This window comes from Pantoea sp. 1.19, from assembly GCF_001922585.1.
GTDB lineage: Bacteria > Pseudomonadota > Gammaproteobacteria > Enterobacterales > Enterobacteriaceae > 1-19.
Genome location: NZ_MRBS01000001.1, coordinates 624002 through 639554, shown reverse-complemented (window position 1 = coordinate 639554; position 15553 = coordinate 624002). Strand labels below are relative to the sequence as shown.

The following is a 15553-nucleotide window of genomic DNA, read 5'->3' as shown; positions in this document are numbered from 1 at the left end:
GAGCGCAGTGGGGGATCAGGCGGAAACTTTCATCGGGGCAATCGCCAGATTTACGCCCAGATCCTGCAGGCGACGCAGCACCGGCAGCGGCGTACCCTGATTGACAATCACCACGTCAAACTCAGTCAGGTGGGCAAAGCGATAGAGCGCGCGGCGGGTAAACTTGGTGTGATCCATCAGTAAAATACGCTTTTCAGCGGAGTCAAACATCGCGCGCTTGGTTTCTACCGTTTCGGCCGACTGGTGAAACACCGCATCATCAATGATCGCGGACATGCTGACGAAAAACATGTCGGCACGCAGCGCGGCGATTTCATCACGGGTCATCCGCCCCATAAAGGCGTTACACCAGTTATGATAATGCCCCCCCAGCCCCATGAGCGTTATGTCGCGGACGTGTTTGACTTCGCTCATCAGCGTCAGCGAATTCGTAATTACCGTCAGCGGCGCTTTCGTGGGCAGCAGGCGCGCCATTTGTAACACGGTGGTGGAGTCATCAAGAAACAGCGCCTGGCCGGTTTCAATATAGCTGGCGGCCAGTTCGGCAATCGCCGACTTTTCGTCTAACTGACGGGTTGCGCGATAAATGTCGCTGGATTCCACCAGGCTTGTGGGGGTGGCGGATACCACTCCGCGGGATTTATGCAGCAGGCCGCGCTCTGCCAGCTCATCAATATCGCGGTGGGCGGTCATCAGGCTGATGCCAAACCGCTCGGTGATGTCTTCGATACGAATCGCCCCCTCGCTCATTACCGCCTCCACGATCAGCTGGCGTCGCGCCAGCTGTCTCGCCTGGCGGCTGTCGCTGGGTAGGGGTTCGGCCATAAAGACGCCGAGCGAGGTATCCTGTGGGGTTTGCGCCATATTTCATCCAGAAACCGGGGGTAAGAAAACAGCCTGCCGACGCCGTCGCATGCGCGGCGCCGGCAGGCAACAGCCATTACAGCGCTAATTGCCCGCGTTGGCAAATGCCGCTGTCGTCCGCTGGCGCATCCGCCGCTTATTCCGACAGGACAAACGGGGAGTGAACTTTACCGGCATTGTCCTGGGTGATCAGCATGCAGTCAAACAGCTGTTTCTCTGACGACGCGCCGGTTTTGCCGGTTTTCAGGAAGGTATCGGCCTGCTCGACTGCTTTTTGCGCAAACTGCGCAACGGGCTGCATCACCGTATAGGCCAGCGTACCGGCTTTCACCGCGTCCACCGCATCCGGTGAGCCGTCAAATCCGCCGACCTTTACCTGCTGCAGCTTGCCGGCTTCCTTCAGCGCCGCCACCGCACCCAGCGCCATCTCGTCGTTGCCGCTTACCACCCCTTTGATGTCCGGGTTAGCCTGCAGCAGCGACTGCATCTTATTGTAGCCCTGCGTGCGGTCCCAGTTAGCCACCTCTTTGCCCACCTGCTTCAGTTCCGGGTACTGTGACAGCACGGTTTCAAAGCCGTTAGCCCGGGTAGCGGCGTTGTTATCGGACGGCGGCCCCACCAGCTCGACGTAGTTGCCGCTGTCCCCCGCCAGCTTCACCCACTCCATTGCGCCCACCGCGGCCCCCTGCGCATTATTGGACACCAGCTGCGCTTTCGCCAGGCCGCTCTGGTTCAGCTCGGCGTTAATCACAAAGACCGGAATATTGGCGGCGATGGCTTTTTTGACCGACCCGATCGAGCCGTCAGCGTTGGCCGGATCCAGGATAATCGCTTTCGATTTATTGGTAATGGCGGTATCAATCAGCTGACTTTCAGTATTGGTGTCCCCCTTGTGCGCGCTGACCTTCGCGCTGTAGCCCAGTTTTTCCGCTGCCGCCTGCGCGACCTGCCCTTCGGTCAGCCAGTAGGGATTCGAGGGATCGTTAATGATAATGGTCATCAGTCCGTTGTCGGCCCATACCGGCGCGGCAAAGGCAGTCACGGCGGCGGTTGCGGCCGCCAGAATGAAACGTTTGCTGTTATAAAACATAGTGATGCTCCGTTATTATTGGTGGGTACAGGGTGACGCATCGTTACGCCGCCACACCGGGCGACGCGCTGAGGTTCATCGCGTTCGTCGGCCGTATTGCAGGGTATTGAGTAGCACTGCCAGCACGATCACCGCGCCGGTAAACACCGTTTGCCAGTAGGCCGATACGCCGATAATCACTAATCCATCCGAAAGAAAGCCAATCACAAACGCCCCGAGCAGCGTGCCACGCACGTTGCCGCGTCCACCGGTCAGCGCCGCGCCGCCGATCACTACCGCGGCAATCGCGGTCAGCTCGTAGGTGGTCCCGGCGGTTGGGCCCGCGGAGGTCAGCTGCGATGAGAGCACCAGGCCGGCCATCGCCGCGCACATGCCCGACAGCACATAGACGCTGACTTTGACCCGCTTCACCGGCACCCCGGAGAGCTCAGCGGCGCGCTCGTTTCCCCCGGAAGCGTAAAGCCAGCGTCCGAAAGCGGTGCGGCTCAGCAAAAAGCCGCAGGCCAGCGCCACCACCGCCAGCACCAGTACTCCCACCGGCACGTTAAAAATGCGGTTGAACCCGAGCCAGTCAAAGCCGGTATTACCCAGCGCTTCGCTGCCGGAGAGGCGGTTATAGGTCAGACCGTTGGTCATCAGCAGCGCCACGCCGCGCGCCACGTACAGCGTCCCGAGCGTGGCGACGAAGGCCGGCACCCGACACCAGGCGATCAGGATGCCGTTCACCAACCCGACCAGTGCCCCCAATGCCAGCGTCAGAATGGCCACCGCCCACACCGGCAGGTAGAGCACCACGCCCAGCGCCTCCAGATTGATCCCCTGCATCAGGAAGCCGGCAAATACCCCGGCGAGGCCCAGCGTCGAGCCTACCGACAAATCGATACCGCCGTTGAGGATAACCAGCAGCATGCCGATCGCCGGCAGGCCAAAGATAGCCACGTGCGAGGCCATGGTGAGAAAGTTGGCGCCGCTGAAATAGTTCGGCGACAGAAAGGAGAACACGGCGATAATCACCAGCAGGGCAAAAAAAGCGCGGCCTTCCAGCAGGATGCGCGCCAGCGGCAGCCCCTTACCGGTCGGGCGCGCGGCGGGCGCGACGCCGGTCGCGGCGGGCCGGGTCGTTCCCAGCATCTCGGTTTTCGGATTCATACTGTTTGCTCCGTTATTGTTCGTCATGCCACCAACGACTCGCCCGAGGCGGCCATGATGCGCTCTTTACTGACGGTGGAATCAAAGATGGCGGCAATACGCCCCTTGCTCATCACGACAATGCGGTGAGCAATGCTCAGGCACTCCCCCACTTCGGAAGTGGTGTAGATAACCGCTAACCCTTTTCTGGCGTTGTCGGCCAGCAGGCGAAACACCTCGGCTTTCGCGCCAATGTCGATGCCGCGGCTCGGCTCATCAAGCAGAATGACCCGCGGTCCGGTAGCCAGCATTTTCCCAATCACCACCTTCTGCTGATTCCCGCCGGACAGCGATCCGATCGCCGCCTCTCCGCCCGCCGTCTTCACCGTCACGTCGCGAATGCTCGCTTCAACCCGCGCCTTTTCGCGGCGGCCGGAGAGCACCCCGCGGCGAACAAACGCGCCGATACTGGCCAGCGTCAGGTTCTGGCCGACGCTCATGGTCTGCACCAGGCCATCGCGCTGCCGATCTTCAGGCACCAGCGCCAGCCCGGCCGCAATCCGATCGGCGATGCTCAGCCGCGACACGTCATCCTGCAGCAGGCGAATCGTCCCATCGGACTGGCGCAGCCGCCCGGCCACGCACTCCAGCAGTTCGGTTCGCCCGGCGCCCATCAGCCCGTAAATGCAGACAATTTCACCCTCGCGCACGCTGAGCGACAGGTTATCCACCAGCGTGATACCGGTCTTACTCTTCACGCTAATCTGGTCAAGGGTCAGCGCCACCGGACCAAAGTCATAGCCCGCGGGGGGGGACCCCAAATCGAAATGGTCACCGACCATATTGCGCACTATCCACTCGAGGTCTATCTCCTCGCGCCGGGCATACGCGGTCATCACCCCATCGCGCAGTACCACCGCCCGATCGGTTATCTCCAGCGCTTCCTCGAGGTGGTGGGAAATATAAACAATCGCCACCCCCTGGCTGGTGAGATCGCGAATGATTTGAAACAGCACCTCCACCTCCGACGCGCTCAGCGCCGAGGTCGGTTCATCCATGATCAAAATTTGCGAATTGAGCGACAGGGCGCGGGCAATTTCGACGATTTGCTGCTGGCCCAGCCGCAGATTTTCCACCGGGGTCAGCGGGTCAATATCCTCTTCCAGCGCCGCCATCAGGTGCCGCGTTATCCGCGCCTCCTCCGCATAATCCACTCCGCCGGTCTTCATGATTTCGCGGCCGATAAACAGGTTGTCGCGGACGTTCATATTGGGCGCCAGATTCAGCTCCTGGTGAATGATCGACACTCCGCAGTCGCGCGCATCGGTGGCGGAGGAGAACACCTTCACCTCGCCGTTCAGCACGATCTCACCGGCGGTGGGCGTCACCACGCCGGAGAGAATTTTCATCAGCGTCGATTTCCCGGCGCCGTTCTCGCCAAACAGGGTGGTGACTTCGCCGCGGCGGATCTCAAAGTTCACCCCCTTCAGCGCGTGGGTGGAGCCATACACCTTGCTGATATTGCGCGCCGCCAGCACGATTTCGCCTTTCAGCAGCGCCGGATTGCGTTGTTTATGACTCATTGCACATCGATCCTTACCGGCGTAACCAGCCAGCTGTTGGGATTGAGCAGGCGAAACACGCCCACCACCTTGACGGTTTTACCGGGCAGCGCCTCGCTATCCAGCGTCTCCAACACCGCGCGCTTCATCGCCTGATTGATCGCCGCGCCGGCGTTCTGATACTCAATTTGATTTTTAAAGTCACCGAACTGGATGGTGCCGGTGGCATCGCGCAGATCGGTGCCGGTAATTGCCGGCCCGGTCTGCACGCGAATCTGCACCCCATCAGGCACGCCAGCCACTTTCAGGTTCCAGACGCCCATTTTGCCCTCGCCAACCACCCCCCGCAGCGAGACCGGCAACACGGGCAGCGGCGCGCCGATGCCATATTTTTTCGCCGCGGCCTGCCGATCGGCGGCGATCGCCGCGGCCAGCTCTTCCGCCGGCACCGCCCGGCGGGTCACGCTGTCGGCAATAGCGGGAAAGGTGTCGCTGCCGTAGCGGTCGGCGGAGAAGCCCTGCTCGCGGGCATCCCCTGCCCCGGGCTTCACCACGGTGGTATCCAGCGCCATCGCCGTCAGCACCGCCAGAACCACGACGCCAATCAGCGTCAGGCGGCGCAGGCGGCGTCGGGACAGCCGGGAAGAGAGTGCGGAGACTGCTGGCATAAAGGCTTCCTCTTACAGGGCCGGGCAGCACGGGCGGCCGCGGCTAATGTTATAAATGTGATATCTTGTGTGATGAGAATCGGGTCTTTGTGATGAAATTGTCAACAGCCGGCCGGAGTTTTTTTCCACAGCGCGATCGCGATCGCCCTCTGTTACTCCCGAGCATAAAACCGCGATATATCCCCGTATAAAGGGCAGCGCACTCTTACATTGTTCATGCCAGGTTGCGTATTGTGCAGCAAATTCGTGATCGCCTTCGCTTCCCGGAATGAAATTTATTCCATTAACAGAAAAATAATACGCCATTGATGTTAAGTCAGTGAGATATAGTGTATGACGTTATTTAGCAAGTTATTTACCTGCGATTAACCCTTACGGAGAGCCACAGTGACGGTACGCCGCAATATTTCCCCTCTTTTCTGTTGTCAGCCCGTTGGCGGAGGCTTGCATGAGTAACGGCGACATTATTCTCGGCATTGATTCCGGTACTTCGGTGGTCAAGGCCGTGGCGTTCAGCCTGCAGGGCGAGCAGCTGGGCTGCGCATCGGTGCGCAACCGCTATCAGCGCGGCGCCGGCGGGGCGGCACAGCAGTCCCTGAGTCAGACCTGGCAGGATGCTACCCGGGCGGTACAGCAGCTGGCGGAGACGCTGCCGCAGCTGGCCGCCCGCACCGCGGCGATTGCCGTAACCGGCCAGGGCGACGGCAGCTGGCTGGTGGGGGCAAATAATCAGCCGGTCGGCGAGGCGTGGATCTGGCTGGATGCGCGCGCGGCTCCGACGGTGAAGGCGCTGGGGGAGAGCCCGCTGGCGCGGGCGCGCTTTGAGGCCACCGGCACCGGGCTGAATACGTGCCAGCAGGGTGCCCAGCTCGCACACATGGATCGCCACTGCCCGGCGCGGCTGGACTGCAGCGAGGTGGCACTGCACTGCAAAGACTGGCTCTATCTGAACCTGACCGGCGTGCGCGCCACCGATCCCTCGGAGGCCAGTTTCACCTTTGGTAACTTTCGCCATCAGCGCTACGACGACACGGTGATTGACGCGCTGGGGCTGCGTCATCGCCGCCATCTGCTGCCGGAGATCGTCGAAGGCACCCGCACAACCCATCCGCTGACCGCTGCCGCGGCGCGCGCCACCGGCCTGCGCGCCGGTACGCCGGTCAGCCTCGGTTATGTCGATATGGCGATGACCGCGCTCGGCGCCGGCGTGCAAACCGGCGATGTCAACACCGCCTGCTCCATTGTCGGTTCGACCGGCGTCCACATGCGCGCGGTAGCCATTGATCAGGTGTATTTAAATCAGACGCAGACCGGCTACGTGATCCCGCTGCCGTGGCCCGGCTGCGTGACCCAGGTGCAGACCAACATGGCCTCCACCCTTAATCTTGACTGGGTACTGGGGATGGCGGAAAAGCTGATTGTTGAGTTCGGTGGCGAAGCCGACCACGCCCGGCTGGTCGGGCACCTGAACCGCTGGCTGGATGAGAGCCAGCCCGGCGCCCTGCTTTATCATCCCTATATTTCCGAGGCCGGCGAGCGCGGTCCCTTTGTCAATGCCGACGCCCGCGCCAGCTTCGTTGGCCTCTGCTACGGCCACGGGTTTGGCGATCTGGTGCGCGCGGTGATTGAAGGCATTGGCCTGTCGGCGCGCGATTGCTATCAGGCAATGGGCGGTCTGCCCGGCGAGCTGCGGCTAAGCGGCGGGGCGGTGCGTTCGGCGCGGCTGCGACAGATCCTCGGCGCCTGCGTAGGCGTGCCGGTCCGCAGCAGCCGTCGCGAAGAGGCCGGCGCCGCCGGCGCGGCGATGATGGCCGCGGTGGCGATAGGCGTCTACCCCTCCATGGCTCACTGCGTCAGCGACTGGGTCACCCCGCTGCTGGACGCGGTGGAAACCCCGCCGGCGCCGCTGGTGGCCCGCTATCAGACGCTGTACGACAGCTACCAGCTGACCCGTCAGGCGCTGCCACCGGTTTGGCAGCAGCTGCGCGCCCCCTTTCCGAATCCGCACGATGATCCCGCTGTCGTTGGGCGCAGTGCCGTCCACAAGGAGTGAAGCATGAGTGAAGTGAACTGTCTGGATATGTTAGTGATTGGCGGCGGTATTAACGGCGCCGGCATTGCGCGCGATGCCGCCGGTCGCGGCCTGTCGGTACTGCTGTGTGAAAAAGATGATCTCGCCGAAGGCACCTCCTCGCGCTCCGGTAAGCTGGTGCACGGCGGTTTACGCTACCTGGAATATTACGAGTTTCGCCTGGTACGCGAAGCGTTAATCGAGCGCGAGGTGCTGCTCAATTCCGCCTGCCACATCATCTGGCCAATGCGGTTTGTTCTGCCGCACAGCCCGCAAGATCGTCCGGCGTGGCTGGTACGCCTGGGGCTGTTTTTGTATGACCACCTCGGCGGCCGGCAAAAATTACCCGGCACGCGCCGCCTCGATCTGCGCCGCGATCCGGAGGGCGCCCCCCTGCTGGACAGCTACCGCACAGGCTTCGAGTATTCGGACTGCTGGGTTGATGACGCCCGGCTGGTGACCCTTAACGCCTTGGACGCGGCCGAGCGCGGGGCGACCGTACTGACCCGCACCCGCTGCGTGGCCGCCCACCGCGAGCAGGGCCACTGGACGGTCACGCTGCGCGACGAAGCCAGCGGTGCCGAGCGGCAGGTGCAGGCGAAAGCCATCGTCAACGCCGCCGGTCCCTGGGTGCTGGACATCGTCAATCAGGTTACCCACACCCGCAGCAGCCGCAAGGTGCGGCTGGTCAAAGGGTCACACATTGTGGTGCCAAAATTCTGGGAGGGCCAGCAGGCTTACCTGGTACAGAATCACGATAAGCGGGTGATTTTTATTAACCCCTACGAGGGAGACAAGGCGCTGATCGGCACCACCGACATTCCCTGGGAGGGGAAGGCCGAGGCGGTCACCGCCGATGACAGCGAACAGCAATATCTGATCGACGCGGTCAACCGCTATTTTAAAGTCAAACTGCAGGCGCAGGATGTGATTACCCGCTTCTCCGGGGTGCGTCCGCTGTTTGATGATGGCAAAGGCAACCCCTCGGCGGTGACCCGCGACTACGTATTTGACCTCGACGCGGAGGAGAATGCCCCGCTGCTGCACGTGTTTGGCGGCAAAATCACCACCTTCCGCAAGCTGGCCGAACATGCGCTGCACAAGCTGGCGCCGTTTTTTCCGCAGATGGGCGCTGACTGGACCCGCACCGCGGTGCTGCCCGGCGGCGACATCGCCGCGGCCGATTTTGACACTTTCCTGCAGGCGCAGAAAAGCCAGCGCCCCTGGCTCCCGGCCGCGCTGCGCAAGCATTATGCCCGCCTGTACGGCGCGCGCATGACGACGCTGCTGGGTGAGGCGCGCGATCTGGCCGGGCTGGGTCGCCACTTTGGCGGCTTGCTGTATGAAGCGGAAGCGCGCTACCTGGCGGAGCACGAATGGGCGCAGCAGCCGGAAGATATCTTGTGGCGCCGGACCAAGCACCGCCTGCATCTGACCCCGGCCGAGCAGCAGCAGTTTGCCGACTGGTTTACCGTCACCTTTCCCCGTGAGGCGCCGCAGCCGCGGCGCGCCGCGGCCCGCTAAGCAGGAGACGCCCATGGCGCTGACGCTGTCGTTGAACACCAATCCGCTGGTGAATCGCTTTGCCGATCCGGCGGATTTGATTACTACCGTGGCGCGCGATATTCGCATTCGCGATCTGCAGCTGACCCACGAATTCATTAATCCCGGCTGGCCTGCCGCCACCATTGCGGCGCTGACCCGGCGGATGAAAGCGGCGCTCAGCGCCACCGGGGTGCGCGTCACCTCCGGCATGACCGGCCCCTACGGTCGGTTGAATCACTTTGGGCACCCGGACGCGGACGTGCGGCGCTACTACGTGAACTGGTTTAAAACCTTTGCCGACATCATCGCCGAGCTGGGGGGCGACTCGCTGGGCTCGCAGTTTGCTATTTTTACCCACCGCGACTTTGACTGCCCGACGCGCCGCGAAGCGCTGACGGCAATCGCTATCGACTGCTGGCGCGAGGTGGCCGAACACGCCAGGGCCGCCGGGCTGCGCTGGCTGTTTTGGGAGCCGATGAGCGTCGGTCGCGAGTTTGGCGAAACCATTCCCGCCTGCCTCGCCCTGCAGCAGCGGCTAAGCGCCGCCGGGATGGCCATTCCGATGTGGATGATGGCGGACATCGATCACGGTGACGTCACCTCTGCGGATCCGCGCGACTACGATCCCTACGCCTGGGCAGAGGCGGTGCCGCGTTATTCGCCAATTATCCACATTAAACAAAGTATGTTAGATAAAGGTGGCCACCGCCCGTTCACGCTGCAGTATAATGCCCACGGGCGCATTCAGCCCGCCCCGCTGCTGGCCGCGCTGGCCCGCGGCGGGGCGGAGAACAACGAAATTTGCCTGGAGCTGAGTTTTAAAGAGCGCGAACCCACTGACCGGCAGGTGGTGGCGGAGATCGCCGAGAGCGTGGCGTTTTGGGCACCGCACATCGATTCCGGCGTTGCGCACCTGAATCTGTAGCCCGGCGTCGGCGCCGTTTTTTCTTTTAAAAACAGGAGAGTGAGATGCAGCCGTTACGCGTGGCGTTCATTAAAGCCAACTGGCACAGCGACATTGTGTCACAAACGCTGGTCGGGTTTGAGCAGGAGTTAACCCGGCAGAAGATAAACGCCGAGATCGGCCGCTGGGATGTGCCCGGCGCCTTTGAAATGCCGCTGCTGGCGCAGCGCCTGGCGCGCCGCGGTGGGGTGGACGCCATCGTCTGCGCCGCGCTGGTGGTGGACGGCGGCATTTACCGGCACGATTTTGTTGCCCAGGCGGTGGTGAGCGGGCTGATGCAGGTGCAGCTGGCGACCGATGTACCGGTGTTCTCAGTCTCGCTGACGCCGCACAACTTCCAGCCGGCCGCGGAATTCACGGATTTCTACCGCGAACACTTTATCAAGAAAGGCGCCGAAGCGGCCCGGGCGGTAGCACAAATCCACGCGCTGGCGGCCGCGCAGTGAAATCCCAGCCGCAGGCCGATGCCGACGATGCGCTGGCGCTGCGTGCGGCCTGGCTGCACTTCGTCGGCGGCCTGACCCAGGCCGAGGTGGCCAAACGCCTCGGCCTGCCCTCGGTTAAAACGCACCGGCTGATCGCCCGGGTGGTGGCCGACGGCGCGGTGAAAGTGACCATCGACGGCGATATCATCGACTGCATTATGCTGGAGCAGCGGCTCAGCCAGCGCTACGGCCTCAGCCTGTGTCGGGTCGCCCCTGACCTGGCAGAGAGCGGCCTGCCGGTGCGGGCGCTGGGTATGGCCGGCGCCGACTGGCTGCGCGGTCAGCTCTGCCAGTCCCCGGCGATCACCCTTGGACTGGGCCACGGCCGCACCCTCTCGGCGGCAATCCACCAGCTGCCGCGCCTGGATGCCGCACAGGTGCGGGTGGTGTCGCTGCTCGGCTGCCTGACGCGCAATTATGCGCTGAATCCCCACGACGTGATGCACCGCATCGCCGAAAAGACCGGTGCCCAGGCCTATATGATGCCGGTTCCGTTTTTTGCCAATACCGTTGAGGATCGCGACGTGCTGCTGGCGCAGCGCGGGGTCAGCGACGTGTTTGCGATGGCCAGCGCCAGCGCGCTGAAGCTGGTCGGCATCGGCACCGTTGCGCCAGCCGCACAGCTGGTGGAGGCCGGGATGCTGGCCGCAGCGGAAATCGCCGATATCGCCGCCTCCGGCGCCGTGGGGGAGATGCTGGGGCACTTTTTTGACGCCCGGGGGCAGAGGATTGATACTCAGCTGACCGCCCGCACGCTGGCGGTGCCGCTGGACACGCCGCGACGCGATCGGATTATCGCGCTGGCGGGCGGCAGGGGCAAAGTCGCGGCAATCCGCGCGGTGCTGGCCAGCGGCCTGCTCAGCGGCTTGATAACCGACGAGCTGACCGCCCACGCCCTGTTAGCCGACGACAGCGCCGCTTAGTGCGGCTCCCGCTCCGCTGAGCGCGGCTGGCAAAGGCGTTCGCACTCGCGGCGATCGAAAGCGATACCGTACAGCGATGCGGCGTGGATCAGGCTCTCGCCCAGGCAGCCGGGCTCGCGGCACCGGGCGGTAAACCGTCGGCGTAGCCAGTTTTTCATCGTCAGCTCCCGTCAGCAGGTGAGCAGACAGTTAACGCGCAAACGCCGCGCGGGGGAAATGCGGCTTTCTACTGACCGTATGCATTATCGGCATACGCCCCCGGCTGAGCGGTCGCTCCCTGCCCCGTCAACTAAAAACAGGTCGCCTGCCCATAACCAAATGGAATAAAGACATAGGGTTTTGTTATTTGTCTGCCGCCGGGCGCTGTGGTGTTATCGCCGGCATAACATCCAGACAAGGCACCTCCATCATGTTTGCAAGGAAATCCCTGACGTGCGCGCTGCTGGCGACCCTGCTGCCGGCGGGCAGCGCGCTGGCCGCGAAAGATACGCTTATCTACTGCTCCCCGGCCTCACCGGAAGCGTTTAACCCACAGTTAGCCACCTCCGGCCCGACCTTCGTTGCCACCTCTCAGGTCATGTTCAACCGGCTGGTGGTCCTGCGCGACAGCGATAAAACGCCGGCGCCTTCGCTGGCCACCGACTGGACCATCAGCCCGGACGGCAAAACCTACACCTTCACCCTGCGCAAGGGCGTGAAATTCAACAGCAATAAATTCTTTAAACCGACCCGCGACTTTAACGCCGACGATGTGGTCTTCACGGTCATGCGCCAGAAAGATCCGACCAATCCGTATCATAAGGTGTCCGGCGGCAGCTACGAATATTTCGAGGACATGGGGCTCGGCAAGCTGATTGTTGAGGTAAAAAAGCTGGACGATCAGCACGTGCAGTTTACGCTCAGCGAACCTAATGCCGCGTTTCTTTCCGACTGGGCGATGGATTTTGCCTCGATACATTCGGCCGAGTATGCCGACGCGATGCTGAAAAAAGGGACGCCGGAGAACGTCGATACCTGGCCCATCGGTACCGGCCCCTACGCGCTGCAGCAGTACAAGCGCGATGCGCTGGTGCGCTATATCGCCAACCCGAACTACTGGCAGCACCCGGTGGCCAGCAAGCACCTGATCTTCTCCATCACGCCCGATCCGCAGACCCGACTGGCAAAGCTTAAGACCAATGAGTGCCAGATTATCCCGACGCCTATCCCGGAACAGTTTGCCGCCATCCGCGCCGACAAGCAGCTGGCGCTGCACGATTTTCCCGGGCTGAACGTCGGCTATCTGGCGTTTAACCTGCGGAAAAAACCGTTTGATGACGTGCGCGTACGCCAGGCGCTGAACTACGCGGTGGATAAGAAGGCGATCGTCGAGGCCGTGTTTGGCCAGAGCGGCAGCGTCGCCGACTCGCTGATGCCGCCGGGCATGCTGGGCTACAACGACGCGCTGAAGCACTACGATTACAACCCGCAAAAGGCGCGCGAGCTGCTAAAGCAGGCCGGACTCGAAAACGGTTTTGCAACCGATATCTGGTCACTGCCGGTGCCGCGCCCCTACAACCCCAACTCGCGCCGCATCGCCGAAATGATCCAGAGCGACTGGGCTAAAGTGGGCGTCAGGGCGAAGATTGTGACCTGGGAGTTTGGCCAGTACCTCGCCGGTATGCGCAAGGGCGAGCACAGCACCGCGCTATACGGCTGGATCTCCGACAACGGCGATCCGGACAACTTTGCCCGCACGCTGCTGAGCTGTAGCAAAGCCGAAGGCGGCTCTAATATCTCCGGCTGGTGCGATAAAACCTACGACAAACGCGTGAACGACGCGGTGCAGACCAGCGATCGCGACGCCCGCGACAAACTCTATCGCGAGGCGCAGACCCGCTTTGTTGATGCCGCACCGTGGATCCCCCTGTCTAACGGGAAGATTTTCTACGCCACCCGTCGCGATCTCAGCGGCTATCGGGTGGACGTCAACGGCAGCGATTTCTCGCAGGCAACCATGCCGTAATCCCTTCAGCAACGGTATCTCCGGATACCGTTTTTTGCCCCGCTCCGGCGCCGCGCGGCGGGCCATTCGCTGCTATAGTCAGCGCTTATCCCAACAGACTGAGGAGTCGCGATGAAAATTGGTTTTATGGGTCTGGGCGCCATGGGGGCCCCGATGGCCGACAACCTGCTGCGCGCCGGACATGCCCTGCGCGTCTGGAACCGCTCTCCCGCTGCCGCCGCGCCGCTAACTGCCGCCGGCGCCACCCGCGTGGATACGCCGGCGGAAGCCGCCTGCGGCGACGTCCTGATCACCATGCTGGCGGACGATGACACCACGCGTGAGGTGGTGGTCGCTGGCGGCCGCTGACCACCACCGGCCGCGCGCCCATCTGGATCAATATGGCGACGGTCTCGGTCGATTTTACCCGCGAAATGGCCGCGCTGGCGGACAGACACGGGGTACGCTATCTCGCTGCGCCGGTGCTGGGGCGCCACGACGTCGCCGCCGCCGGCCAGCTCAATATTCTGACCGCCGGCGACCCGGCGCTGATTGCCGAAGTGCAGCCGCTGCTGGATGTGCTCGGGCAGAAAACCTGGTATTTTGGCCCGCAGCCGGAGCAGGCGGCCAGCGTCAAGCTGGCGGCGAACTTTATGCTGGGCTGCGCCATTGAGGCGATGGCGGAAGCCAGCGCGCTGGTGCGCGGCTACGCGGTGCCGCCGGCGGATTTCCTCAGCATGATCACCCGCACGCTGTTCAATGCGCCGGCCTACGTCGGCTACGGCCAGCTGATCGCCGAGGAGCGCTACAGCCCGCCCGGCTTTAAACTGCGGCTCGGGCTGAAGGATGTGCGCCTGGCCCAGCAGGCCGCGGAGGCGCGTCACGTGCCGATGCCGTTTGCCAGCGTCATCAAAGATAACAGCCTTGACGCCCTCGCTCACGATGAAGGCGAGCTGGAGTGGGCCGCGCTGGCTAACGTCGCTAAACGGCGCAGCGGGCAGGCCTGATGCCAGAGGAGCGGCCACCGCCGCGCGGCGCTGATCTCTTGCCACCGGCGTCCGGAGCCTCCCACCCTGCGCGGCCCCTGCCGCGCCGGGCGAAAAGGGGTAAACTGGCGCTAAGTGGATGAATAACTGTGCAAAATGTTGAAATCTTCAGCAAACAAAAAAAAACGCGGAAACACCCTTTGACAACCCCCGCCACCGGGGATATTATGCGCCCCGTTCCAACGATTCCTCTGTAGTTCAGTCGGTAGAACGGCGGACTGTTAATCCGTATGTCACTGGTTCGAGTCCAGTCAGAGGAGCCAAATTAAAGAAACCAGACGTCTGCTGACGTCTGGTTTTTTGCTTTTTATCCGCAGCTTATCCCCTCCCGTTTCCCTACGCGCGGCGGATACACAGCATTCAACGCTGCCCCCTTTGCCCCCTTTGCCCTCTTTGCCCCCTTTGCCGCGCTTTGCTGAACAACTCAGAATGCGGATGCGCCACGCCGTCGCGGCGTGGATTGTCCGACGACAGGATGGGCAACAACAGCAGGTGTACGACGCGCCCAACCCCGCCTGTCGCGGTGGTTCCCCGAAGACGGCCAGTAAAGTGCGCCGCCTGCCGCCCTCGCCCCGTGCGTTCGGCGCTCCGATACGGCGCTCACCGTCCGGTAACCGACGCGTGGATACCTCGAACTGGCCGCGTGATTCACGCGGCAGGCTGATGGAGGGTCCGCGCGTTACCGGTCTGAACAGCGGCTGGGCGTACGCCGACCCGCGCGTCGCTGGCGTATTTAGCGCATTCCGCTCACTCAGCAACACCTGTTTTCGCTCGCGGTGCCATCCTGAAGCCTGTCGCGCCGCGCCGGCGGCGCCATCACCACCAACAGGAGATCGTGATGATCGTATTAAAACGCGCCTGGGACGCCCCGACCGCCAGCGACGGTTATCGGGTACTGGTAGACCGACTCTGGCCGCGCGGAGAATCAAAAGCGAAGCTGGCGCTGGATCTGTGGTTAAAAGCCGTCGCGCCCAGCGCGGCCCTGCGCCGTTGGTTTCACCATCAGCAGGGAACATTTTCGCAATTTGAGCAGCGCTACCTGGCGGAACTGCGCGACGGTGACGCCGCGCTGGCTCTGCAGCAGCTACAGCAGATTGTCGCGCAGCATCCGGTCGTCACCCTGGTGTATGCGGCAACAGACACGCAGCACAATAATGCCGTGGTGCTGAAGCAGCGGCTGGAGCAGGAGCAGCCTGACGCCCCGTAAGCTGTTACATGCTGAC

Annotated in this window: 13 protein-coding genes, 1 tRNA gene and 1 pseudogene; 9 read left to right on the top strand and 6 right to left on the bottom strand. The window is 62.8% G+C overall.

Annotated features, from left to right (window positions below):
• Positions 1-15: 15 nt before the first annotated feature.
• The 5 genes from BS626_RS03235 to BS626_RS03215 form a co-directional block, all read right to left on the bottom strand.
• A complete protein-coding gene (locus BS626_RS03235) occupies positions 16-864 on the bottom strand; it encodes a DeoR/GlpR family DNA-binding transcription regulator (protein WP_075180939.1) in 849 nt (282 codons plus the stop codon).
• A 136-nt stretch (positions 865-1000) separates the two neighbouring features.
• The gene (locus BS626_RS03230; RefSeq protein ID WP_075180938.1) at positions 1001-1954 is read right to left on the bottom strand and encodes a D-ribose ABC transporter substrate-binding protein; all 954 of its coding nucleotides are present in this window, start codon (positions 1952-1954) and stop codon (positions 1001-1003) included.
• A 75-nt stretch (positions 1955-2029) separates the two neighbouring features.
• Positions 2030-3103 carry an ABC transporter permease gene (locus tag BS626_RS03225; RefSeq protein WP_139308748.1) on the bottom strand — a complete coding sequence of 358 codons (1074 nt, stop codon included), beginning with the start codon at positions 3101-3103 and terminating at the stop codon, positions 2030-2032.
• Between the two features lie 23 nt (positions 3104-3126).
• Complete coding sequence (locus BS626_RS03220; RefSeq protein WP_075180937.1) at positions 3127-4665, bottom strand: sugar ABC transporter ATP-binding protein; 1539 nt, start codon at positions 4663-4665, stop codon at positions 3127-3129.
• Complete coding sequence (locus BS626_RS03215) at positions 4662-5312, bottom strand: DUF2291 family protein (RefSeq protein WP_075180936.1); 651 nt, start codon at positions 5310-5312, stop codon at positions 4662-4664. The genes BS626_RS03220 and BS626_RS03215 overlap by 4 nt, the downstream gene beginning before the upstream one ends.
• A 448-nt stretch (positions 5313-5760) precedes the next feature.
• Between BS626_RS03215 and BS626_RS03210 the strand changes: the two genes are divergently transcribed.
• Genes BS626_RS03210 through BS626_RS03190 form a run of 5 tightly spaced genes read left to right on the top strand, consistent with a single transcriptional unit; the run spans position 5761 to position 11300 of the window.
• Entirely contained in the window at positions 5761-7365 is a 1605-nt protein-coding gene (locus tag BS626_RS03210) for an FGGY-family carbohydrate kinase (protein WP_083615880.1), read from the top strand.
• 3 nt (positions 7366-7368) lie between these two features.
• Positions 7369-8907 carry a glycerol-3-phosphate dehydrogenase gene (locus BS626_RS03205; protein ID WP_075180935.1) on the top strand — a complete coding sequence of 513 codons (1539 nt, stop codon included), beginning with the start codon at positions 7369-7371 and terminating at the stop codon, positions 8905-8907.
• Positions 8908-8920: 13 nt separating this feature from the next.
• The gene (locus tag BS626_RS03200) at positions 8921-9853 is read left to right on the top strand and encodes a sugar phosphate isomerase/epimerase (RefSeq protein WP_075180934.1); all 933 of its coding nucleotides are present in this window, start codon (positions 8921-8923) and stop codon (positions 9851-9853) included.
• 44 nt (positions 9854-9897) lie between these two features.
• Positions 9898-10338, top strand: a complete 441-nt coding sequence (locus BS626_RS03195; protein ID WP_075180933.1) for a 6,7-dimethyl-8-ribityllumazine synthase — start codon at positions 9898-9900, stop codon at positions 10336-10338.
• On the top strand, positions 10335-11300 hold the full coding sequence (locus tag BS626_RS03190) for a sugar-binding transcriptional regulator (protein ID WP_075180932.1): 966 nt from the start codon (positions 10335-10337) through the stop codon (positions 11298-11300). The genes BS626_RS03195 and BS626_RS03190 overlap by 4 nt, the downstream gene beginning before the upstream one ends.
• Here BS626_RS03190 and BS626_RS18550 read toward each other — a convergent pair.
• Entirely contained in the window at positions 11297-11458 is a 162-nt protein-coding gene (locus tag BS626_RS18550; protein ID WP_170870425.1) for a hypothetical protein, read from the bottom strand. The two genes, BS626_RS03190 and BS626_RS18550, sit on opposite strands and share 4 nt — an antisense overlap.
• A 251-nt stretch (positions 11459-11709) precedes the next feature.
• On the opposite strand from BS626_RS18550, the gene BS626_RS03185 reads away from it, so the two are divergent.
• The 4 genes and pseudogenes from BS626_RS03185 (at position 11710) to BS626_RS03170 (ending at position 15537) form a co-directional block, all read left to right on the top strand.
• The gene (locus BS626_RS03185) at positions 11710-13305 is read left to right on the top strand and encodes an ABC transporter substrate-binding protein (protein WP_075180931.1); all 1596 of its coding nucleotides are present in this window, start codon (positions 11710-11712) and stop codon (positions 13303-13305) included.
• Between the two features lie 111 nt (positions 13306-13416).
• Positions 13417-14291: pseudogene (locus BS626_RS03180) on the top strand (NAD(P)-dependent oxidoreductase).
• Between the two features lie 226 nt (positions 14292-14517).
• Positions 14518-14593, top strand: a tRNA-Asn gene (locus tag BS626_RS03175).
• A gap of 575 nt (positions 14594-15168) precedes the next feature.
• On the top strand, positions 15169-15537 hold the full coding sequence (locus tag BS626_RS03170) for a DUF488 domain-containing protein (RefSeq protein ID WP_075180930.1): 369 nt from the start codon (positions 15169-15171) through the stop codon (positions 15535-15537).
• Positions 15538-15553 lie beyond the last annotated feature (16 nt).

Coding starts and splice junctions, on each gene's coding strand:
- BS626_RS03235 (WP_075180939.1), bottom strand. CDS start 864: ATGGCGCAAACCCCACAGGATACCTCGCTCGGCGTCTTTATGGCCGAA.
- BS626_RS03230 (WP_075180938.1), bottom strand. CDS start 1,954: ATGTTTTATAACAGCAAACGTTTCATTCTGGCGGCCGCAACCGCCGCC.
- BS626_RS03225 (WP_139308748.1), bottom strand. CDS start 3,103: ATGAATCCGAAAACCGAGATGCTGGGAACGACCCGGCCCGCCGCGACC.
- BS626_RS03220 (WP_075180937.1), bottom strand. CDS start 4,665: ATGAGTCATAAACAACGCAATCCGGCGCTGCTGAAAGGCGAAATCGTG.
- BS626_RS03215 (WP_075180936.1), bottom strand. CDS start 5,312: ATGCCAGCAGTCTCCGCACTCTCTTCCCGGCTGTCCCGACGCCGCCTG.
- BS626_RS03210 (WP_083615880.1), top strand. CDS start 5,761: ATGAGTAACGGCGACATTATTCTCGGCATTGATTCCGGTACTTCGGTG.
- BS626_RS03205 (WP_075180935.1), top strand. CDS start 7,369: ATGAGTGAAGTGAACTGTCTGGATATGTTAGTGATTGGCGGCGGTATT.
- BS626_RS03200 (WP_075180934.1), top strand. CDS start 8,921: ATGGCGCTGACGCTGTCGTTGAACACCAATCCGCTGGTGAATCGCTTT.
- BS626_RS03195 (WP_075180933.1), top strand. CDS start 9,898: ATGCAGCCGTTACGCGTGGCGTTCATTAAAGCCAACTGGCACAGCGAC.
- BS626_RS18550 (WP_170870425.1), bottom strand. CDS start 11,458: ATGAAAAACTGGCTACGCCGACGGTTTACCGCCCGGTGCCGCGAGCCC.
- BS626_RS03185 (WP_075180931.1), top strand. CDS start 11,710: ATGTTTGCAAGGAAATCCCTGACGTGCGCGCTGCTGGCGACCCTGCTG.
- BS626_RS03170 (WP_075180930.1), top strand. CDS start 15,169: ATGATCGTATTAAAACGCGCCTGGGACGCCCCGACCGCCAGCGACGGT.